The following is a 19,905-nucleotide window of genomic DNA, read 5'->3' as shown; positions in this document are numbered from 1 at the left end:
GGTGAGGGTGCGGCGACGGTAGTGCGAGGATCGACTGCCCCTTCGTAGAGGGGCGGCCCGCCCTCAGCGGCCCGCGAGCTCCTTTGCAAGCATGTATCCCGAGCCCGCACCCAGCCCGCCGCCCGGCCAGGTCGAGGCGCCGATGAGATAAAGCTTGTCGACGGGCGTCCTGTAGCGGGCCCAGCCAGGGAACGGCCGGAACAGGAAGTTCTGCGACAGGTGGTGGCTGCCGGCGATACTGTCGCCGCCGACGAGGTTGGGATTGCGGCGCTCTAGATCGGCCGGCGTCTCGACATAGCGGCCGAGGATCTTCGCCTTGGTTCCCGGCGCGTAGGTCTCGATGATGTCGAGCACCCGGTCGGCATAGGCTTCGCCGGCATCCGCCCAGTCGGTCGCGGCGATCGTTCCCGCCGCATCGCCGCGGATCGTGCCGGGCACCATGCGGACCTGGACCCAGAGCGTGTGCTGACCCTCCGGTGCGCGCGAGGGATCGACGGCGGTCTGCTGTCCGACGACGATCAGCGGCTTCTCCGGCAGGAGACCCGCCATCGCCTGCGCATAGGCGATCGCCATCATGTCGAGGTCAGGGGCAAGGTGGACATAGAGGAAGCGCTTGAGCTCTTCGCCTGCCGACCAGTCGGGGAGGGCGGACATCGCCAGATGCACCATCATCGCGCCCGGCCCGTGCCGGAACTTTCGCGCCCCCGCATCGAAACTCGCGTTCCCGCTCGTGCCGGCGAGCAGCCGGTCGACGAGCGCGCCGGGCGCTACGCCTGCGACGACGGCGCGCCTCGCCGTCACCTCGGTCCCGTCGGCGAGGCGGATGCCGTCGGCTTTCCCGAAGCGGTGGCGGATCGCGGTGACCTCGGCGCCGGTGTCGACCCGGCCGCCGAGTTCCTCGATCCGTGCGACCATCGCCCTGACGATGGTGTCGGCGCCGCCCTTGCCGATGACCATGCCGTTCGCCTGGTCGGCCATGCCTTCGAGATAAGGGAACAGCGCGCCGCCGGCGATGTCCGGCGCGAAGTCGAGATGCATGCCCCAGGCGCCCAGCGCGGCGCGCACTTCCGGCGCCTCGAACTCGCGCTCCAGGAATTCGCGCGGCGAGGAGGCAAGGAGCCGCGCGAGGTCGAGGCTGCCGCGGGCGCCCTTCGCGCGCCAGGCCGCCCAGCCGAGGCGCGCCAGCGAGCGCCAGGACATCGGCGCGCCGAGAAGGCCGAAGAGATGCGGCGCCTCCGCCGGGAACGCGGCGAACATGGCGCGCCAGCGCTCGCCGTCCTGCGGCGACAGGGCGGCGGCGCGCGCCGCGGTCTTCTCGATGTCCTTGGATACGCCGAACCAGCGGCCGGATGGCGTCGGCGAGGCGAAGCAATCCTCCGCCGGCACCAGATCGAGCCCATGCGGTTTCAGCGCCGCTCCGTGCTCGGCGAAGAAGGGCGAGCCGGCGAAGAGGCCGAGATTGGTTGCATAGAGGTCGTGGCGGAAGCCGGGAAGCGTCGCTTCCTCGGTGCGGCAGGCGCCGCCGGCCGTCTCGTTCTTCTCGAAGACTCCGACCCGCCAGCCCCTGGAGCCGAGATGAATGGCGGCAGCGAGCGCGTTGTGGCCAGCCCCCACGAACACCGCATCGAATTCCTCGGCCATAAGCGTCTCCCGTCGATCGGCTTGCGCTGCCCCCGCGGGCCCGCTTCGTTCGAGATTATTTTAAGCTTAGACATTTGCAAACGCATCCGCCGGCCATAGGCTGGATTTCGCGGGACGCGCGCGGACGGGCTGCCGCGCCGCCGCTTGCATTCGAACGGGAGCGAAGCGTCATGGCCGTCGACTACGTGATCGTGGGTTCGGGCATCAACGGGCTGACCTGCGCGGCCCTGCTCGCCAAGAAGGGCAAGAGCGTCCTCGTGCTCGAACGCGAGAGCGTTGCCGGCGGCTGCATGCGCACCGAGGAAATCACCGTCCCCGGCTTCCGACACGATGTGATGGCGGCGACCTTCGTCTTGTTCGTGACCTCGCCGGCCTTTGCCGAACTCGGCTCCGATCTCGCCCGCCACGGCCTGGACTTCGCAAATACGTCGCATCCGACCGCCGTGCTCCTGCCGGACGGGCGCAGCCTCGCGCTCGCGACCGATCGGGCCGAGAACGTCGCGCATCTCGATCGTCTCGCCGCGGGCGAGGGCGAACGCTACCGCGCCGAGATGGAGGCCGTCGAGCGCGACGCGGGCCTGCTCTTCGGCCTGCTCGGGAGCGCGTTGTGGAGCTTTCCGACCGCGAGCCTCCTCCTCGGCGAGGCGCGGCGCCGCGGTCCACGCGCGCTTCTCGCCCGGCTCGGCGAGGCGCTGCGGCCCGGCCGCGCCTGGCTGGAGCACAGCTTCCGCTCCGAGCTGACCCGTGCGCTCCTGGCGCCCTGGGTCCTGCATGCCGGTCTCGGCCCGGAAAGTGCCTTCTCAGGCGAGATGGCCCGGATCATCGCCTTCGCGCTTGAAGCGGCAGGCGCACCGGTGGCGATCGGCGGGGCCAGCCGTGCCGTGGAGGCCTTCGAGGGCCTGATCCGCGAACATGGCGGCACGATCCGGACCTCCGCCGACGTGGCCGAGATCTGCGTGTCGGGCCGGCGCGCCACCGGCGTCAGGCTTGCCGACGGCAGCACGATCGATGCCCGCGAAGGCGTCGTCTGTTCCGTGACCCCGACGCAGCTCTACGGCCGGCTGATGCCAGCCGGAGCCAGCGATGCCGCGACGCAGGATAGCGCCGCCGCCTTTCGCTATGGCAAGGGGAACATGCAGATCCACTACGCCTTGAAGCACCCGCCGCGCTGGAAGTCGGATGGTCTTGGCCATGTCGCCCTGATCCACCTGACGCCCGGCCTCGACGGCGTCTCCAAGGCGGTCAACGAATGCGAGCGGGGCATGCTGCCGGACGTTCCGACGATCTGCGTCGGCCAGCCGCATGCACTGGACCCGTCGCGTTGTCCGGAGGGCGCCGGCATCCTGTGGCTTCAGCTTCCCGAAGCGCCGCGGCAGGTCAGGGGAGACGCCGCCGGAACGATCGCGACACCGGCCGACGGGCGCTGGACGGACGGACTGCGCGAAGCCTATGCCGATCGGGCAGAGGCGATCCTCGCCGGGCATATCGAAGGCTTCGCCGAGAGCGTCATCGCCCGCAAGGCCTATTCGCCGGCGGATCTCGAAGCGATGAACATGAACCTCGTCGGCGGCGATCCCTATGGCGGCTCGGCCGCGCTCGACCAGTTCTTCATCTGGCGACCGTTCGCCAATTCGCGCAACCACGCAACCGGCGTCAAAAGCCTCTACCACATCGGCGCGTCCACCCATCCCGGACCCGGCCTCGGCGGAGGATCCGGCTTCGCACTCGCGCAGAAACTGCGCTGAGGCCGGCCGATCTGCCGACCATATCGAGGGGAACGCTGCTCCGCAGGGCTGCTGCCGTCGCTGCATCGAGGCCGGCTTTTGCCAGGGGAAACCAGCGCGTTGGCGACCGCTTCCGGCTCTTTCGCCACCAGTCGACCAGGCTACATGCAACGCAAGAAGTTCCTGCGATGAAGATGTAAGATCGAAGGCCAGGCGTCAACGAGCGTTCCAATCGAGTTGTCGTCTGACACCCGAGTCTGCTATTGCATCGAACATGAAGAGCGCTCTCGCCATAGCAGGCATCCTGACACGGCTTCTCGTCGTGCTTGCCGTGCTGTCGGGCGCCAGTCTTCAGTCGCCGGCTTCGGAATGGGCTCGTTTCGACGCGTCCGCGTCCGAAATGTCTGAGGCCCGTCTTGACCCGGCAACGCGTCGTCACGGCAATGATGCCGGGCATGCGATGTCGCACGTGACGGATACTCATGAGCATACGAGTTCCGACGATGGCGACTGCAGTCTTCACTGCGCCACCGCGCTGCCGCAAGCCGCTACCGTCCGGACGTCGACACAGATCGTCCGCACCATCGTCTATGCCGCATTTTCCGAGCATCGCGCCGGTCGTACCGCTCCGGCACTCGAACGTCCTCCACGCGCCTGAACTCCTCGCGTCTTTCTTGGCGCTGATAGTGTGCCGGCTGCGATAGCGGCTGCGCGCTTCGTGCTCCGTGCCGCCGTCCATCGGCGCGTGGCTTGGCAGGAATTCAATCGGCCCTTCCCGAAGCCGGTGCGCATCGGGGATGTCGGCGGATGACGGTGTCTCAACGATCATGTTCACCTTCCAACGGATCGGCCTTCTCGCCGGTCTCGCTCTCGCCGGCTGCGCGCCGGCGCCTCCCGGGCTGCTGGACATGGCGGCCTTCCCATCTCCTGACGATCCGGCCATCGTCTCGCCGATGCGGCGATCCAGGTCGCGATCCTCAACAACAAGCGTCTGCAGGCGACCCATGCGGAGGTGGGACTGTCGGTTGCCGATCTCTGGCAGGAGGGTCTTCTCGCCGACCCGACGATTTCCGTCGGCTAAAGCGGCATCGGCGTCGGAACCATGCCGGCGGTCACCGCGAGGACGCCGGTGACAAGGGCCACATGGACGGAATGGGCCATCAAGACGAGATGGCCATCGGCGAGCCCGGCACGGCCGCCGAAGCGAGCCGCACCATCGCGGTTTCGATGCGAGAGACGGACGACGGCGCGATGGTCTTCGAGCCCTCCCGCATCGAGGTCGGTGCCCGCGAGACGGTTCGCCTCGCGATCACCAATGACGGCGAGACCGAGCACGAATTCGTCATGGACGGCACGGGCGCGATCCGGGAGCACAAGGCGCTCATGGAGAAGTTCCCGGAGATGGAACACGCCGACCCGAACGCCGTGCGGCTTCAGCCCGGCGAGAGCGGCGAGATCGTCTGGACCTTCGGCAAGGCGGGGGACTTCGAGTTCGCCTGCCTGATCCCCGGCCACTACGAGAGCGGCATGCACGGCCCGCTCGTCGTTACGAAGAACTGAACCGAACCAATCAAGGACAAGACCATGAAGTCGTTCATTCGCATTTCGCTCGCCGCCGCTCTCTCGCTCGGTGCCCTGTCCGCGGTCTCGGCCGCCGAATTCACCAAGGGCGTCGTCCAGAAGGTCGACACCAAAGGCAAGTAGCTGACCATCAAGCACGAGGAACTGACCAATCTCGACATGCTGGCGATGACGATGGTCTTCTCCGTCGCCGACCCGGCGATGCGGGAGAAAGTCAAGGAAGGCAAGACGTTCCAATTCGTCGCCGAGCGCCTGCGCGGCAAGCTGACCGTCCCCGATATGAAGTGACGCTTCAGCCAGCCGACGGCGGGTGAAAAAGGGTCGGTGTCTGAGGTCGGGCGCCGACTGGACTGACGGAGGAGGGGTGCCGGTCTTTGCGCATTCGCCGTGCGGAGTGATCAGCTTGGTTCGCGCTGGCCGGCGATCGGTGGTCGGCCCGATGCGGCAGTGCTTGCGAACCGCCGCAAACCGTTCGCCCACCCGTCCCAAAAAAGGAATCGAAGGATGAAGATGACGAAAACCAAAGGTCTGACGCTCATCGCTATCATGGCGATCGGCGTGTTCATGGTCTGGAGAGCGACTTCCCCACGTCCGGGCGCGGCGGATCAAATCGTCGACGTGACCGTGCCGGAGCTTTCGGCCCAGGCGTCGCATGGCCAGAAGCTGTTCGCCGAAAGTTGCGCCGCCTGCCACGGCGCGAACGGCGGCGGCACCGACCAAGGGCCGCCGCTGATCCACGGGATCTACGAGCCGAACCACCATGGTGACCAGGCTTTCCTGATCGCGGCGATGCAAGGAGCGCGGGCCCATCACTGGCAATTCGGAAACATGCCGCCGGTCGAGGGCATCACGCCCCGCCAAGTCCAGGATATCGTCGCCTACGTGCGCGAAGTGCAAAAGGCCAATGGCATCTTCTGACCGCCGGCGGAGCGGCCGAAACGCGCAGCGACTGGCAAGCCGTCCACTTCCGTCTCGGCGGCAGATCCTACGCCTCCTACGCCGGGTCAGCTCTCTCATTCCGAGTCCGCTGGTGGACGATCAGCAAAGAATGCAGCCGGCTGACGATCCGACAGATCGCAACACATTCAAAAACTTGAACGTTTTTGGAGATGCGCTGCGCACGCCGGCCGTCGGCTCCGGGCCCGGCTTTGCGGTTGAAGCCGCGTCACCGCGCTTTATTGATTGGATCTTGCCACAGGGGGCAATGTGAGGGAGTGCGCCGTGGAGCTGGTGACGAAAATCCTGGTCGTTTCGGCGGTCTCGATCATCGCGATCCTTCCCCTCATGCGCTGGGTCGGGCAGGATCGCGCAACGGCGCCCCAGCAGCTTCCGTTTCTCGGCGGAGGCACGCCCGACACGCACGCCTGGCAGCGTTACCATGTGCGCTACTATTCCATGACGCTGCTCTTCATCGCCTTCGAGATGGAGATGATGTTCATGTATCCCTGGGCGGTCGTCTTCGTCGAGGAGGGCGGCAAGGCGATGATGGAAATGGGGATGTTCCTCGCGATCCTTTCCATCGGCATCGTCTATGCCTGGCGCGAGGGCCTGTTCCGGTGGCAGTGAACGCGCTTCGGGGGTTTGCGCGCGAGGCGCCTGCGCCGGTTTTCGCCGCGGCCGGCGAGGCGATGCGGGACCGTCTGGACCTTCTGTTTACGGACTCCCGCCTGGAGCGCGTTGCAACCCCGCGCCATGCTGCCATCCTGTTCATCGCCGGGCCAATGCGGCTCGAAGACCGGGAAGACCTGCGTCGCCTGCACGACCAGATGCCGCATCCGCGCGCGACGCTGCTCTGGGATGCCGAAGTCGGCGAAGCGCTGGGGGATGCGGAACGTCTGGTGACAGGCGCGCATGCTGTGGACCCAAGCCGTGTGGTCGAGGCGGCGATTGACCGTCTCACCCTGCTCTGGCGCGAACTGGTCGAGGGCGAGCGGGACAGCGAGGCGGATCTTTTGAAGGACGAGCCGGCCAACCCCTGGGAGGGCATCGGCCCCCACGGTCAGGGCGGCAAGGGCATGATGGGCGGCACGCCCTATGGCCGACCGATGGCGATGACAGCGGACGATCTGCGGGACGGCCTCGCGCTCGACGCCTATACGGCGCGCTTCGGTCCTTTCCTGCCAATGTTTCCGCCGGGTCTATTGCTGGAAATGACGCTTCAGGGCGACATGATTCAATCGGCCGCGGTGTTGCGGCCGCCATTGGCGCAAGCGGTGGATGACGTTGAAAGCGCGTCTCTGCTGCGGCTGGCGCGGCTTCTCGATCTCCTCGGCCTGTCTGCGTTAGCCCTTCGTGCGCGGCTCACGGCGGCGGGTGATCCGTCATCGAAGGCAAGGGGCAGTTTCGAGCGCGCGATCCGCTGGTCGGGCGCGCCGCTCGCCATCCCGCCGGGCCTCGGCGCCATGGGCGGGACGGATGTGCGGGCGCGTTTTCTCGATCTCGTCGCGGCATCGGACGGAAGGGCTGCCGCGAGGCCGCCTGTCGCGGCGGACACTGATCACCTCTCCTCGCTTCTGCCCGGTCTCGAATGGACCGAAGCCTTGCTTCTCCTCAACAGCTTCGACAACGTCACCCTGGCGGCGCTGGCCGCACTCAGCGACGAAAAGGAGGAGGAGGAGGGCGGTCGCGACGAGCATGAGGGTGGTCACATGCACCCGAAGCATGATCACCACGAGCATGGTGGGCATCAGGGGCAGGGCGATCGTGCAGGCCATGACGGGCAAAAGTCTCGCGGCGAACATGATGGCCATCATCATCACGGCCATGGAGGCAGCGCATGACGACGCTCCTTGCCGCCCTTCTACTGATCCTCTTCCTGTCGATCGGGTTTGCCGGCGCGGCACTCGCCGATCGGGCCGTTCCGGCACTCCTCGCCGGGCGGAATGCGCCGTCCTGGCGCCTTGCCGTCGCCGATGCCGCGCGGCTTCTGACGGCCCAGCGCGTCCGCACCGAAGCACCGGACGCTCTTCTCTGGGGTCTTGCACCGGCGCTCTATCTGGCGCTCGCGATCATCGGCCTCGCCGTCGTGCCTTTCGGTCCAAATCTCGTTGCGATCCCGAGCGATGTCGGCATCGTCGTCTGGGGAAGCTGCGAGGCGCTGACCATCGTGGCCGTCTTCATGTTCGGCTGGTCGGCGAACGCACCGTTGCCGTTGATTGGCGCCTACCGCTACGTGGCGATTGCCCTGCCGGGGATGCTTCTGTCCATGTTCGTGCTGATCGGTGCGGCCCTGCCTGCTGAATCTCTCGGCTTTACCGAGATTGTCGAGGCACAGCGCACGGTCTGGAACGTCGTGCGTCAGCCGGCGGGGCTGATCCTCTTTCTGATGCTCGGCCTTGCGATCAGCCTGCGTGGCCCCTTCGACTATGCCAGCCCGCAAGACCTGGCAGGCGGCGTAACGGCGGATGTTTCCGGCCCGGCACTGCTCGCCTGGCGCATCGCGCGGCTCACCATGCTCGTCTCGGTCTCGGCCGTGACGGCGACGGCCTTTCTCGGCGGCTATCTCGGTCCGCTCCTGCCGGGCTTCGTCTGGCTGGCCCTCAAGACGGCATTGGTCCTTCTGATGCTCGTTGGCGCCGGTAGTGTCTTCGCCCGCCTGCCACCGGCGCGCGTGATGGGCGTGATCTGGACGATGCTCCTGCCGCTCTCTTTCCTCATGCTTCTCGCGGTCGGTGTGGAGTTGCTTCTATGGGCCTGAACGATCTCATCTTCTTCGCCTTGTCGGCCGTTGCGATCGTCGCCGGATGGCGGGTTTTCGCCACCGATTCCATGGTGCGGGCGTCCTTCCTCCTGCTGCTCTCATTCGTCGCGGTCGGGCTGATCATCGTCATGCTCGCCGCACCCTATATCGGCGTCGCCACCGTCTTCATGATGGCGGTCGAGATGATGGTCATGGCCCTCTTCATGGTCATGTTCATGATGAACCCGGCCGGTCTCAACCCGATGATGATGGTACATCAGCACCGCTTCTCGATCGTCGCCGGCGTCCTCGCCTTCGCCGGGCTGACCACCGCGATCCTGTTCACGCACTTTCCCGAGAACCCCGTCGACCCGGCCGCGCCGGTGGTCCGCGATCTCGGCATCGAGCTTTTGGGCTCGTCCATGTTGATCTTCGAGACAGCAGGGGTGACGCTGCTCGCCACGATGATCGGCTCTGTCATCCTCTCCGCCCGCTCCGGCCGCTTCGGGATGGCCGATCAGGGCTCCATGCCGCCCGGCCTCGAGCCGGACGGCGAACCCGCCGGACGCCAGCCCGATGAGGGCGGCGGTGGCCATCATCACCATCACTAGAAGGGACCGACCCGTGACGCTCACCAGTGTTCTCATCGTCGCCGTGGCCCTGATCGGGATCGGCCTCTACGGCGCCCTGTCGCAGCAGAGTTTCGTCATGCTGATGATGGGCCTCGAACTGATGCTGAACGGCGGGCTTCTCGCCGTGATCGGCCTCTGGGCGCACACGATGGGCGGCGCGCCGGAAGGCCAACTCCTGGCGATCATCATCATGGCGGTGATGGCGGTCGACATGGCGATCGGCTTCGCCCTGGTGACGGCCGTCTATCGCAAGCGGCAGGCCGACGTGACCGAGAGCCTTGCGACGATGAAGCACTGAGCGATGGCGTTTCTTCTTCCGCTCTTGCCCCTCATCTTCGCCATCGCGGCGGCTTTCTCCCCGCGCGGAGAAGACGGGCGCCAGCGCCTTTGGCTGACCGGCCTTGCCGCTACCGCCATGGCGCTGACGGCGCTCGTCGCGGGCCTCGGGGTGGTGGGTGGATGGACAGGCCAACTCGCCTGGCATGGACCGCTCGGCCTGACGGCCGCCCTGCCGCCGCTCGCCGGCGCGATGGCGGTTCTCGTGCCACTGATCGCGCTGCCCGTCCTCGCTTATGCCGCCTTCCACGAGGAAAGCCAAGGACTGCACCGGCTTCTCGGCATCCTTCTCGTCTTCGTCGCCGGCATGGAACTCCTGGTCGTCGCGGCCGACTTCCTGACGCTCCTGATGGGCTGGGAGCTGGTCGGCGTCTGCTCCTATCTGCTGATCGGCCATGAATGGCGCGCGCGAGAGAATGTTGCCTCCGGCCTTTACGCATTCCTGACGACGCGCTTCGGCGATCTCGGCCTCTTCGCTGCCGCCATGGCGGTCTTTGCCGCAACCGGCTCGTTTTCCTATGACGGCCTCTCCGGCATGAGCGGCGTCCCGGCCGCGGTCGCGGGCTTCGGCCTGCTGCTTGCCGCCGCCTCGAAATCCGGCCAGATCCCTTTCGCGCCCTGGCTGTTCCGGGCAATGGCGGGGCCGACCTCGGTCTCGGCGCTGCTCCATGCCGCGACCATGGTCGCCGCCGGGGCCTTCATCCTCCTGCGCCTCCAGCCCTTCCTCGCCACCGTACCCGGCTTGTCCGGAGCCATCATTGCCGTTGGCGCCGTGACCGCCATTGCCGGCGGGCTCGTCGCTCTCCTTCAGACCCACGCCAAGCGCCTTCTCGCCGCGTCCACCTCCGCCCATTACGGGCTGATGTTCGTGGCGGTCGGGGCGGGCTATCCGGGAGTCGCCTTCCTGCATCTTGTGGCTCACGCGGCCTTCAAGGCGCAGCTCTTTCTCGCCGCCGGCCTCGCCCACGAAAAGACCGGCAGCTATGACCTGTCGGCCATGCGCCTCGGCCGCGCTCTGCCGCTGGCTGGGCTCTTGACCCTGATCTGCGCCCTCTCGCTTGCGGGCGTCCCGCCATTTGGCGGGGGCTGGACCAAGGAGGCTGTCGCGACGGCGGCGGAACACTGGAGCTTCGTGGCGGCCGGAGTGGTGATCCTCGCGGGAGCGTTCAGCGCAGCCTATGCCGCCCGCTTCCAGCTTTCCGCCTTCGGCCAGCCCGAAGACGGGAGCGAGGATGACGAAGAGAAAGGTGAAACCGCGCCCCTCTTGCCGCAGACCCGCGCCCTCCGGGTCGAGACCGGCGCGATGGCGGGGCTTGCCCTGTTCCTCCTCCTGACCTCGCTGCTATGGCTCCCACCGGCCCGATCTGTCGTCGAGGACGCGCTGCAAACAGCGCTTCCTCAGGCGAGCGTAGCGACGCTTGTCCTCTCCCTCATCGCTGTCGGGATCGGCCTCCTCGCCGGGGCCCTGATTGCGCGGCAATACCGGCACCTCGGCGCGGAAGGACCGGCGGCCGGGGCGGCCGGCTGGCTGGGTCTGCTGTTCTTGATCGACACCGCGATCACCAAACCCGTGCTCCGGCTTTCCCGGGAGGCCGCCAAGTTCGACGACCGGCTCATCGACGGAGCGGTTAGCCTCGTGACGCTGGGCGGACGGGGCGCCTCCTGGATCCTGCGCCAGAGGGGCGAGGCGGGCGCGGAAAGCCTCGTCTTCCGTACTGCCGGCCTCGTCGGCATGGTGTCTGGCGCGGTGAGCCGTTTCGGCGAATGGCTGACCGACGGCGTCGTCGAAGGCCTCGCGCTCACCGTCGGACAGAGCGGCCGCGACGCAAGGCGGCTTCAGACCGGCCTTTCCCACCATTATTACGCCATCGCCACGCTCGGCGCCGGCGCAGCCATACTCCTGCTGATGAGTTTGTCCTGATCCATGCTGACGCTTTCGATCCTCATCCCGCTTCTCGCTGCGCTCGGACTGTTTCTCTGGCCAGACGCAGGAAAGCATCGCGCCCGTCCGGTCGCTCTCGGCGCGTCGGCCCTGTCGCTTCTCTGCCTGGTCGTCGTTTGGATCGGCTTCGACACCGGCCCTGAGGCGGCCGCTTTCCAATCCGTCAGCGAGATCGGCTGGATCGACGCGCTCGGCGTCGCCTGGCGGGTGGGCGTCGACGGCATGTCGCTCGCCATTTCCCTGATGAGCGGCCTCCTGTTCCTCTGCGCCATCGCCTGGCCCGCCGAGACCAAGGGGCGGGCCCGACAGTATTACGGCTGGTTCCTGTTCCTGCAGGGCGTCTCGCTCGGCCTCTTCCTGACGCTCGATCTCCTGGTCTTCTACGTCTTCTTCGACCTGACGCTGGTCGGCATGTATTTTCTGATCGGCCGCTGGGGGCACGAAAAGGCCGAGTACGCGGCGCTGAAATTCTTCGTCTATACGCTCGCCGGCTCGCTCGCGATCCTGCTCGCCATCCTCGGGCTCGTTGTCGCCAACGGCACGCTCACCTTCGACATGCGCGCGCTGATCGCCGCCCAGCCGCTCGGCGGAGCGGACTTGCGCTCCAGCCTGATCCTCCTCGGCTTTCTCGTCGGTTTCGCCATCAAGACGCCGCTGGTGCCGTTTCACACCTGGCTGCCGCTCGCCCATGTGGAGGCGCCGGGACCGGCCTCGGCCGTCCTGGCGGGCGTCCTTCTGAAGATGGGGACCTATGGCATGGTGCGCATTCCCTTCCAGATGATGCGCGAGACCTTCGCCGCCTATGCCTTCCCGCTTGCGCTCGTCGCCCTCGTCGCGATCCTCTGGGGCTCGCTCGTCGCGCTCGGTCAGACGAACCTGAAGCGCCGCATCGCCTACACCTCGGTCAATCACATGGGCTATACCGTGCTCGGCATCGCCGCCGCCGGCGCGATGATCGGCAGCGAGAGCGTACGGACTCTCGCCCTGTCCGGCGCGGTGACGGAGATGGTCGCCCACGGCCTCATCACCGGCGCGCTGTTCTTGATCGCCGGCAGCTTCTATACCCGCACCGGCACCTATGAGCTGTCGCGCTATGGCGGTCTCGCCCGTGTGACGCCGCTCTTGATGGTGGCCTATTTTCTTGCCGCCTTCGCGAGCTTCGGCTTGCCGGGGCTCGCGGGCTTCGTCGCCGAGTTCCAGATCTTCGCCGGCAGTTTCGGCGTCTATCCGCTCGTAGCTGCGATCGGGCTGATCGGCCTCATCGTCACAGCCGCGCTCTTCCTGATGATGGGCCAGACGATCTTCTTCGGCGAGACGAAGCCCGGGATCGCTGCGCTCCAGGATCTGAAGCCCGCCGAGATATGGCCGCTCGCGGCCCTTCTTGCACTCGTCGTTCTCATCGGCATCCTCCCTGGCAGGCTGCTCGACATGATCCAGACCGGTTCTGCCTTCGCCCCCTTCCGGGCCGCCGGCGGGCCGCAATAGCATGGCGATGCCGCTTGGAGACATTCTGCCGGAGATCGCCGTCCTGCTGACGGCAGTCTCCATCGTCCTTCTTGCAAGTTTCCTGCCGCGCCGCCTGCAATGGACGGGCGCACCGGTAGCGCTCGCGGGCCTCGCCATCGCGGCGATCTTCCTTTTCGTCCAGGCGAATAGCGACGCTCGCACGACCTTTTCTGCGACCTACGCGCTGGACATGGTGAGCATTGAGGGCCGGCTTCTCATCCTCTTCGTCACCGCTGTCACAGTGCTTCTGTCCCCGCGCTGGTTTGCGGCCGATCAACGGCACGGCGAATACTACGCCATGCTCCTGTTCTCTGCGCTCGGCGCGATGGTGCTCGCGGGGGCGCTGGATCTGCTTCTCGTCCTGATCGGCGTCCTCCTTTCGTCCGCCACGGGCTATGTACTCGCAGCTTATCACCGTGACTGGGCGCTTTCGGTGGAGGCGGGGATGAAATACTTCCTCGTCGGCGCACTGGCGAACACCGCGCTCGCCCTCGGCGCAACCTTCATGATCGGCATGCTTGGCGGGCCGGGTTTCGGCGAGATGGAGGCGGTCCTCGCCACCCAAAAGTCGTCGCCGCTTCTCCTCGCCGGCCTCGGCCTCGTCGCGATCGGCATGGCCTACAAGATCGGCGCCGCGCCCGCCCATGCCTGGCTGCCGGATGTCGCCGAAGGCGCACCGGCTCCTTCCGCCGCCTTCCTGACCGTCGCACCGAAGATCGGGGCGGCGATCGCGCTCGCCCGGCTTGTCTCGCTCTTTCCCGAGACGGGTTTCGCCATCCGGCCACTCATCGCCACGCTTGCCGTCATCACCATGACCCTCGGCAATCTCGCGGCCCTGTGGCAGGACGACTTACGGCGCATGCTCGGCTGGTCCTCGATCAGCCAGGCCGGCTACCTGCTCATGGCGGTGACGGTTGCAGGGCTCAGCGACCAGGCGTTTCCGGCCCTGATTATCTTCCTCGCCGGTTACACCGCGGCCAATCTCACCGCCTTCGCGGCCGTCACTGATCTGCGAGGCCGCTCCGACCGGAGCGACTATGCCGGCCTCGCCAAATCCGCGCCTTTCGCCGCGATCGCGCTCACCGTCGCCTTTCTGTCGCTGGTCGGCATCCCTCCGCTCGGCGGCTTCGTCGGCAAACTGGAGCTGTTTCTCGCAACGATCGACGGCGGCTATGCCTGGCTGGCAGTCGCCGCACTGTTCAACACCGTACTCTCGCTCGTGTATTATCTGCGCTTCGTCGCGCCGATGATCTTTCGCGAGCCCGCCGGAGTGGTGCACCGACTGGGATCGTGGTCTGCGGTTGCTCTCTGGATCTGCCTTGCCGCCGTTCTGGCGACCGGGATTCTCGCAGGCCTCATACTCGGTCCGCTTATGGAAGTGGCTGTTCTCCCCATTTGACCTTATGCCGCCATTGCGACGTTGTCCCGGGAGACGAACCGAAGGACATCGATATCGAGGTTTCCGGAGCCAGCGGTGACCATTTGGCCGGCGCCGATTGCCAGGAGAGGGATCGCCGAGTGCTCGCGCTCATGCCGTCGCTCGGGGCGGTCGTCGGATTGGCTCCCGCGTTCGGCGCGCCGTTCACCGGCGCGGGCCTTGCGACGGCGATCGCCTGCACGCGGGCCGAACCGGCGGTCCTTTCGCGGGAAGCATTGCTGTCGATCGGAGTCTCGTGCTCGGCACGGGCTCTGCGCCTGAATGAAAGTCCTCCTGAAGACCTGCATCGTCAGGGGTGTCTCGCCGGGTCTTCTCATCTGCGTCGCTGCAGATCTTTCAATGGGGCGCGGCATCGGCCGGCTGAAGGCGATGGTCGGCCTCAGGGTGCATAAAGGAACCGGTGAGGCCTTGCCTGCGGTCTCACATTGCGCGGCGCCCGTGGTGTGGTATCCCGTTCGGCCGCTTGCCCCGGACGGAAGGCTCTCCGCTCAGCGCACCAGCCAGCGAGGAATTGTCCTTCACAAGATCTGATCTGCAGCAATTGCTGCCTGCAGCCCCGGGAGTGCCCGGACCGGCCGCCGCGTGCAGTGTGTCGGCGATGGCCGTATGCCCGATGACAATGGCGCCTTGGCCGGTCGCCGACCAGCCGAAGCCGGTCGTCCGCACGAGGGCGAACGACCGGAGGACTGCAGGATGACGGCCCATCGGCGACCTACGATCGATCACCCAGGTCGGCACATCCGTAACAATTCCCAGGCCGGGAGGGGTTGCGGGGCAGGCTTGGTTGCGCCACCTCATATGCAGCGAAACTAATGTATGGGGGCAGGGATGCTCGACCGGCACCCGGACTTGAACAGCGCGATGAGGCCATGGCTGTGGCGGCTCGCCGTCTTTGCCGTGGCGGCGGCGTTCGTCGTCGCCTTCACGCCCATGGCGCCTGCCTCGGCGGCGACCATGGCGGCATGCAGCGTGCAGGAGGGGCCGATGGTCTCGGGGGGCACGGTGCACTGCCGCCGAGGTGCGGCAACGTCCGACTGCCTCGGCCGACCTGGCCACTTCGCCTGCTATCCCTTTCTCCCGTCTCCGATTTTCCAGCTCCTCCAGCAGACCGACCCCGGATCCTGGCCGACACCGGCGGCCGCCGCGTGGTGCGACTTCGTCCGGGCTCCCGAAGGGCCGCCGCCGCGGACCAACCAAGCCAGGCGCCGCGACCTTTTGCGGCATTCAGACCCAACTTCGAACGGGAGCGCGTGAAGCGAATCCGCATTCCCGGCACACAGGAGACTGACATGAAGAAGCTTTCGATCCTCGCCCTTTCCGCCGCCGTCCTCGCGGGCGGCCTCGTCGCCGCCCATGCCCAGCAGGGCCAGATGATGGGCGGCACCGGCGGCCCGAACGCCCAAAACCAGGACGGGCGTCCCTATGGACGGATGCCGTGGGGCGGTCGCTGGGGCATGGGGCCCGGCATGATGGGCGACGACGACTGGGGCCCTGGCATGATGGGCCCCGGCATGATGATGGGGCGCGGCATGATGGGGCCGCAGATGATGATCATCATGATGGACACCAACAGCGACGGGAAGCTGTCGCTGGACGAGTTCCAGTCGATGCACAAGCGCATGTTCGACTATCTCGACGCGAACGGCGACGGTCAGATCGAGATGGACGAACTCGGACCCCGCTCGAGCCGCAACGCCGACGACAAGTAGCCGAGCGGAGGAGGGGCCGGCCGCCGGCCCCTCCGTGCCCGTCGCCGCCGTGTGCGAGCTGCGGCCGATGCCGCGTGTCGCCCGCGCGCGACCACGGGCGCATTCAAATTGCCGGAGGAGCCCGCGGGGCCGCGGCATGCTTCGGCGACGCCACCGGCAATCGGGCCGCAGGAGTAAAGCGTGCTCCGCTGCGCCAGTCGCCGGCTGCCACCTTCGACGGCATCCCCGACAGAGGAGACAAACCATGGCCTACTACTTCGCCAAGACCCTTTCCGGCGTCGCCTTCGACGATGCTGTCGCCCGCACGACCGAGGCGCTGAAGGAGCACGGCTTCGGAGTCTTGACGGAGATCGATGTCCGCGCCACGATGAAGAAGAAGCTCGGCGTCGATTTCCGGAACTACCGCATTCTCGGAGCATGCAATCCCGAGCTTGCGCATCGGGCGCTTCAGCAGGAGGACAAGATCGGCACCATGCTGCCCTGCAACGTCATCGTGCAGGAGACTGACGGCGGCTCCGTCGAGGTCGCGGCCGTCGATCCGGTCGCCTCCATGCAGGCGGTCGGGAACCCGGGGCTGGGGGACGTGGCCCAGCAGGTGCGGGGCCGGTTGCAGGAAGTCATCGCGGCGCTTTGAGATGTCTGGAACACGATAGTGGATGTCGACCAAGCGCAGGCTTGCCTGTCGGTCGGTCGACATCTCCAAAAGTGGAGACTGTGTGATCTGCCGACATCGCATCAGCCTATGTGCGCTCGTTGTTTTGAGCCTCTCGCTCGCCGGCTGCCTCACAACCCCCTCGTCTTCGCCTCTCGAGCCTTTGACGGACGAGTCTCTGGCGCCGGAGCCGATACGCAGTCTCGGCCTCGCCATCCACAGCCTCTGCATTCTTTCCGGCGTCTATGCGCTCGACGGTGGGCCGACGAACGACGCCCCCGTCTCCGACGAACGATCCCGATCCTCTCGGCGCAATGGAACCGTCCGCGCGACTTGGCTCGGCCATTCGTCGATGTTGCTGGACGTGGGAGGAGTGAGGATCCTCACGGACCCTGTTCTGGCGGACGGCGCTTCGCTTGCTAGCCCGCTGCCGCCGATCCTTGTGCGACGTCAAGACCGCACAGCGAACTTGCCTCAGCTCGATGCGGTCGTCATCTCGCATGGCGACTACGATCACCTCCACGAGCCGTCCCTGAGGGCAATCGCCAGCCGCTTTCCCAAGGCCACCATCTTCCTGCCGGAAAGGCTCGGACATCTGGCTCGGGCAGCGGGCTTCCAGCGCGTCAGGGAAGTCGCGGTGGGAAGCTCCTCACAACTTGGGCGTGTCGTCTTCACCGCGCTTCCAGCTCTTCACGCCACGCGCCGAAACATCGTCGGAATCGTCGATGGGGGGGCGGTTTCCTGGGAATTTCGCACGCGCTCGCGGCGCGTCCTGTTCGTCGGAGACACGGCATACGGCCCGGTCTTCAAGAGGATAGGGTGCCAGCGAGGTCCCTATGATCTGGTGCTTGTTCCGATCGGCGCCTCCGAGCCCCATTATTTCGTCGGTGATATGCATATTTCGCCGGAGGACGCCGTCCGGCTCGTCCAGGACGTCCGTGCGGCCGTGGCGATCGGCATTCACTGGGGAACGTTTGCGCTGTCACCAGAACCGCGGGAAGCGCCGGCGCGACGCTTCCGCAAGGCCGCCGCGGGCCGCATCGACGCACGAACACTGCGCATCGGCGACAGTCTGGTTCTACCATGAGGCTTCATCGGCCGTGATGCGCCTTTTCGGATGATGGCTTGAGAGGAATCCGGTTCGGCGAGGGCGCGCTTATTGGAGAGGGTCCTACGCCGTCCGGGATCATGTCCCGGACGATCAAGCTGGGTCGGGCGCCTGCGGAGGATTTCGCCTATCTGGCCTGCTGCCGGTTTCGTGGACACCGAGATAAGGTGTTTAACGGAACTGGAGAGTGGGAATGCGAAGAAGGAAGTTCAGCCGAGAGTTCAAGCTTGAGGCAGTGAGATTGGTGAAGGAACGGAGCGTTGCGGTGGCGCAGGCTGCCCGTGATCTGGATCTCCATGAGAATGTTCTGCGCAAATGGGTGCGCGAGCTATCGGCCGATCCGCAGCATGCGTTTCCCGGCCAGGGTCAGGTGAAGCCGGAGCAATTGGAGATTGACCGGCTGCGCAAGGAAGTCGCGAAGCTCAAGGCGGAGCGCGACATTCTAAAAAAGGCCGCAGCCTTCTTCGCGAGGGAAGCGATATGAGGTTCGCTTTCATTGCGAGGCACCGGGGCATCTGGCGGTGACATGGCTGTGTGACGCGCTGGATGTCTCCCGCTCGGGCTTTCATGCCTGGCTCAACCGCAGCCCCAGTGCCCGTTCCCGGCACGATGAGGTGCTGGTGACGGCGATCGACCGCAGCTTCAAGAGCAGCGATCGAACCTATGGCGCTCGCCGTGTCTGGCATGACGTGCTGGCCGAGGGTCTTTCCTGCGGACTGCATTGTGTCGAGAGGCTCATGCGGGAGAACGGGCTGCGTGCTCGGCCTCGGCGTCGTGGGCTGCCGAAGGATACCGGGGAGCGAGCGGCAGTATCGGACAATATCCTCGATCGCGCCTTCGAGGCTTCGGCACCGAACCAGAAGTGGGTGGCCGACTTCACCTACATCTGGACCGCCGAAGGATGGCTCTACGTTGCGGCCGTCGTCGACCTGTTCTCCCGGCGCGTCGTCGGCTGGGCGATGAAGGCGGAGATGACGGCGCAGCTCGTCACCGACGCCCTCATCGTGGCGATCTGGCGCGGAGGCAAGCCCGATAGTCTGCTGCACCATTCCGGCCAGGGATCGCAATACACCAGTGAGCAGTTCCAGCGCCTGATGGCCGACCACGGCATCACCTGCTCGATGAGCCGGTCGGGAAACGTCTGGGACAATGCCGCGATGGAGAGCTTCTTCTCGTCGCTGAAGACCGAGCGCACGGCCCGCAAAGTCTACAGGATGAGGGATGACGCGAGGGCGGATGTGTTCGATTACATCGAGCGCTTCTACAACCCTCGCGAAGGCACTCGACACTGGGCTATCTGAGCCCCGTCGAGTTCGAGGAGCAAGCTATGCTAGCTTAACCTGGTGTCCGAAAAACCGGCAGCAGGCCATATCGCTTCGGCGCGCGGTCCGCCTGCTCTTCGAGCGCCGCCTCCAGCGAGGCGATCCGGTCGAGCAGGCTGTCGACGCCCGCGTCCCGCAGGATGTCGAAGGGTTCGTAGGCGTAGCCCGCGAGCCGGGCATAATTGATCGCCGCACGGTATCGGGCCTTGGCGTCGGGATCGTCGCCTTGGGCGAGCGCGCGCCAGTAGGCTACCGTTGCCGCGTTGATTCTGTCGCGCGCGATCAGGGCCTTGCCGACATCGTCTGTCTCGCATGAGGCCGTAACGTAGACGCGGCGATCGAGACGGGCGTAGCGGCCGGGCACGCGGCGCACGTAATGGATGCGACCACCGCGACGAACGAGCCATTTCGGGAGGGGCTCTCGGGCCATATCGAAGGATGTCGCTGTTAGAGCATCGGGCGACAAATCGGCATCGCTCGATGCTCTCGATCTCCTTGGCAACGCGCCGGCTGGCCGAAAACCGGTTTCCACTTCTTCGCCCGGCGCTCTAGGTCGCGTCTGCATTCAGGGATTCCGTTTTACCTTGGAATTTGATTCAAGATCGCAAACGGAGAGCGATCTTGAGCCGACGAAC

At 66.3% G+C, this 19,905-nt stretch carries 17 protein-coding genes and 3 pseudogenes; 17 read left to right on the top strand and 3 right to left on the bottom strand.

Annotation, left to right across the window (positions count from 1 at the left end; genetic code table 11):
- Nucleotides 1–63: 63 nt before the first annotated feature.
- Nucleotides 64–1,641 (bottom strand): phytoene desaturase family protein, encoded by a 1,578-nt coding sequence (locus tag LH400_RS22860; protein ID WP_229155781.1) that lies wholly within the window; start codon nt 1,639–1,641, stop codon nt 64–66.
- A gap of 170 nt (nt 1,642–1,811) precedes the next feature.
- On the opposite strand from LH400_RS22860, the gene LH400_RS22855 reads away from it, so the two are divergent.
- From LH400_RS22855 to LH400_RS22795, 13 genes and pseudogenes are all read left to right on the top strand, one after another.
- Nucleotides 1,812–3,386 (top strand): phytoene desaturase family protein, encoded by a 1,575-nt coding sequence (locus LH400_RS22855; protein ID WP_229155780.1) that lies wholly within the window; start codon nt 1,812–1,814, stop codon nt 3,384–3,386.
- A gap of 253 nt (nt 3,387–3,639) precedes the next feature.
- Nucleotides 3,640–4,023 carry a hypothetical protein gene (locus LH400_RS22850; protein WP_229155779.1) on the top strand — a complete coding sequence of 128 codons (384 nt, stop codon included), beginning with the start codon at nt 3,640–3,642 and terminating at the stop codon, nt 4,021–4,023.
- 440 nt (nt 4,024–4,463) lie between these two features.
- Nucleotides 4,464–4,925, top strand: a pseudogene (locus tag LH400_RS22845) (cupredoxin domain-containing protein); the annotation flags it as partial.
- 24 nt (nt 4,926–4,949) lie between these two features.
- Nucleotides 4,950–5,234, top strand: a pseudogene (locus LH400_RS22840) (copper-binding protein).
- A 99-nt stretch (nt 5,235–5,333) separates the two neighbouring features.
- Complete coding sequence (locus LH400_RS22835; protein ID WP_229155777.1) at nt 5,334–5,864, top strand: c-type cytochrome; 531 nt, start codon at nt 5,334–5,336, stop codon at nt 5,862–5,864.
- A gap of 303 nt (nt 5,865–6,167) precedes the next feature.
- Nucleotides 6,168–6,512, top strand: a complete 345-nt coding sequence (locus tag LH400_RS22830; RefSeq protein WP_229155776.1) for an NADH-quinone oxidoreductase subunit A — start codon at nt 6,168–6,170, stop codon at nt 6,510–6,512.
- A complete protein-coding gene (locus LH400_RS22825) occupies nt 6,503–7,726 on the top strand; it encodes a hypothetical protein (protein ID WP_229155775.1) in 1,224 nt (407 codons plus the stop codon). The genes LH400_RS22830 and LH400_RS22825 overlap by 10 nt, the downstream gene beginning before the upstream one ends.
- A complete protein-coding gene (locus LH400_RS22820) occupies nt 7,723–8,643 on the top strand; it encodes a complex I subunit 1 family protein (RefSeq protein ID WP_229155774.1) in 921 nt (306 codons plus the stop codon). The genes LH400_RS22825 and LH400_RS22820 overlap by 4 nt, the downstream gene beginning before the upstream one ends.
- Nucleotides 8,634–9,236 carry an NADH-quinone oxidoreductase subunit J family protein gene (locus LH400_RS22815; protein ID WP_229155773.1) on the top strand — a complete coding sequence of 201 codons (603 nt, stop codon included), beginning with the start codon at nt 8,634–8,636 and terminating at the stop codon, nt 9,234–9,236. Before LH400_RS22820 ends, LH400_RS22815 begins: the two co-directional genes overlap by 10 nt.
- A gap of 13 nt (nt 9,237–9,249) precedes the next feature.
- On the top strand, nt 9,250–9,555 hold the full coding sequence (gene nuoK, locus LH400_RS22810) for an NADH-quinone oxidoreductase subunit NuoK (RefSeq protein WP_229155772.1): 306 nt from the start codon (nt 9,250–9,252) through the stop codon (nt 9,553–9,555).
- Between the two features lie 3 nt (nt 9,556–9,558).
- Nucleotides 9,559–11,514 (top strand): NADH-quinone oxidoreductase subunit 5 family protein, encoded by a 1,956-nt coding sequence (locus LH400_RS22805; RefSeq protein ID WP_229155771.1) that lies wholly within the window; start codon nt 9,559–9,561, stop codon nt 11,512–11,514.
- A gap of 3 nt (nt 11,515–11,517) precedes the next feature.
- On the top strand, nt 11,518–13,020 hold the full coding sequence (locus LH400_RS22800; protein ID WP_229155770.1) for a complex I subunit 4 family protein: 1,503 nt from the start codon (nt 11,518–11,520) through the stop codon (nt 13,018–13,020).
- Between the two features lies 1 nt (nt 13,021).
- Entirely contained in the window at nt 13,022–14,440 is a 1,419-nt protein-coding gene (locus LH400_RS22795) for an NADH-quinone oxidoreductase subunit N (protein ID WP_229155769.1), read from the top strand.
- Nucleotides 14,441–15,288: 848 nt separating this feature from the next.
- Here LH400_RS22795 and LH400_RS22790 read toward each other — a convergent pair.
- On the bottom strand, nt 15,289–15,480 hold the full coding sequence (locus LH400_RS22790; protein WP_229155768.1) for a hypothetical protein: 192 nt from the start codon (nt 15,478–15,480) through the stop codon (nt 15,289–15,291).
- A gap of 288 nt (nt 15,481–15,768) precedes the next feature.
- Here LH400_RS22790 and LH400_RS22785 point away from each other — a divergent pair, with 288 nt between their 5' ends.
- The 4 genes and pseudogenes from LH400_RS22785 (at nt 15,769) to LH400_RS22770 (ending at nt 19,287) form a co-directional block, all read left to right on the top strand.
- On the top strand, nt 15,769–16,188 hold the full coding sequence (locus LH400_RS22785; RefSeq protein ID WP_229155767.1) for an EF-hand domain-containing protein: 420 nt from the start codon (nt 15,769–15,771) through the stop codon (nt 16,186–16,188).
- 244 nt (nt 16,189–16,432) lie between these two features.
- Nucleotides 16,433–16,822 (top strand): DUF302 domain-containing protein, encoded by a 390-nt coding sequence (locus LH400_RS22780; protein WP_229155766.1) that lies wholly within the window; start codon nt 16,433–16,435, stop codon nt 16,820–16,822.
- 22 nt (nt 16,823–16,844) lie between these two features.
- Entirely contained in the window at nt 16,845–17,927 is a 1,083-nt protein-coding gene (locus tag LH400_RS22775; RefSeq protein WP_229155765.1) for an MBL fold metallo-hydrolase, read from the top strand.
- 214 nt (nt 17,928–18,141) lie between these two features.
- Nucleotides 18,142–19,287: pseudogene (locus tag LH400_RS22770) on the top strand (IS3 family transposase).
- Here the strand turns inward: LH400_RS22770 and LH400_RS22765 are convergent.
- Nucleotides 19,284–19,835, bottom strand: a complete 552-nt coding sequence (locus LH400_RS22765; protein ID WP_229155764.1) for a hypothetical protein — start codon at nt 19,833–19,835, stop codon at nt 19,284–19,286. The pseudogene LH400_RS22770 and the gene LH400_RS22765 overlap by 4 nt on opposite strands.
- Between the last annotated feature and the right edge of the window lie 70 nt (nt 19,836–19,905).

The organism is Jiella soli (genome assembly GCF_020615385.1).
GTDB lineage: Bacteria > Pseudomonadota > Alphaproteobacteria > Rhizobiales > Rhizobiaceae > VKMB-3413.
Note: the sequence above shows the minus strand (reverse complement) of the source record. Positions and strands in the feature narration are given on the sequence as shown.

Coding starts and splice junctions, on each gene's coding strand:
- LH400_RS22805 (WP_229155771.1), top strand. CDS start 9,559: ATGGCGTTTCTTCTTCCGCTCTTGCCCCTCATCTTCGCCATCGCGGCG.
- LH400_RS22860 (WP_229155781.1), bottom strand. CDS start 1,641: ATGGCCGAGGAATTCGATGCGGTGTTCGTGGGGGCTGGCCACAACGCG.
- LH400_RS22795 (WP_229155769.1), top strand. CDS start 13,022: ATGGCGATGCCGCTTGGAGACATTCTGCCGGAGATCGCCGTCCTGCTG.
- LH400_RS22775 (WP_229155765.1), top strand. CDS start 16,845: ATGTCGACCAAGCGCAGGCTTGCCTGTCGGTCGGTCGACATCTCCAAA.
- LH400_RS22780 (WP_229155766.1), top strand. CDS start 16,433: ATGGCCTACTACTTCGCCAAGACCCTTTCCGGCGTCGCCTTCGACGAT.
- LH400_RS22765 (WP_229155764.1), bottom strand. CDS start 19,835: ATGCAGACGCGACCTAGAGCGCCGGGCGAAGAAGTGGAAACCGGTTTT.
- LH400_RS22850 (WP_229155779.1), top strand. CDS start 3,640: ATGAAGAGCGCTCTCGCCATAGCAGGCATCCTGACACGGCTTCTCGTC.
- LH400_RS22820 (WP_229155774.1), top strand. CDS start 7,723: ATGACGACGCTCCTTGCCGCCCTTCTACTGATCCTCTTCCTGTCGATC.
- LH400_RS22785 (WP_229155767.1), top strand. CDS start 15,769: ATGAAGAAGCTTTCGATCCTCGCCCTTTCCGCCGCCGTCCTCGCGGGC.
- LH400_RS22800 (WP_229155770.1), top strand. CDS start 11,518: ATGCTGACGCTTTCGATCCTCATCCCGCTTCTCGCTGCGCTCGGACTG.
- LH400_RS22815 (WP_229155773.1), top strand. CDS start 8,634: ATGGGCCTGAACGATCTCATCTTCTTCGCCTTGTCGGCCGTTGCGATC.
- LH400_RS22855 (WP_229155780.1), top strand. CDS start 1,812: ATGGCCGTCGACTACGTGATCGTGGGTTCGGGCATCAACGGGCTGACC.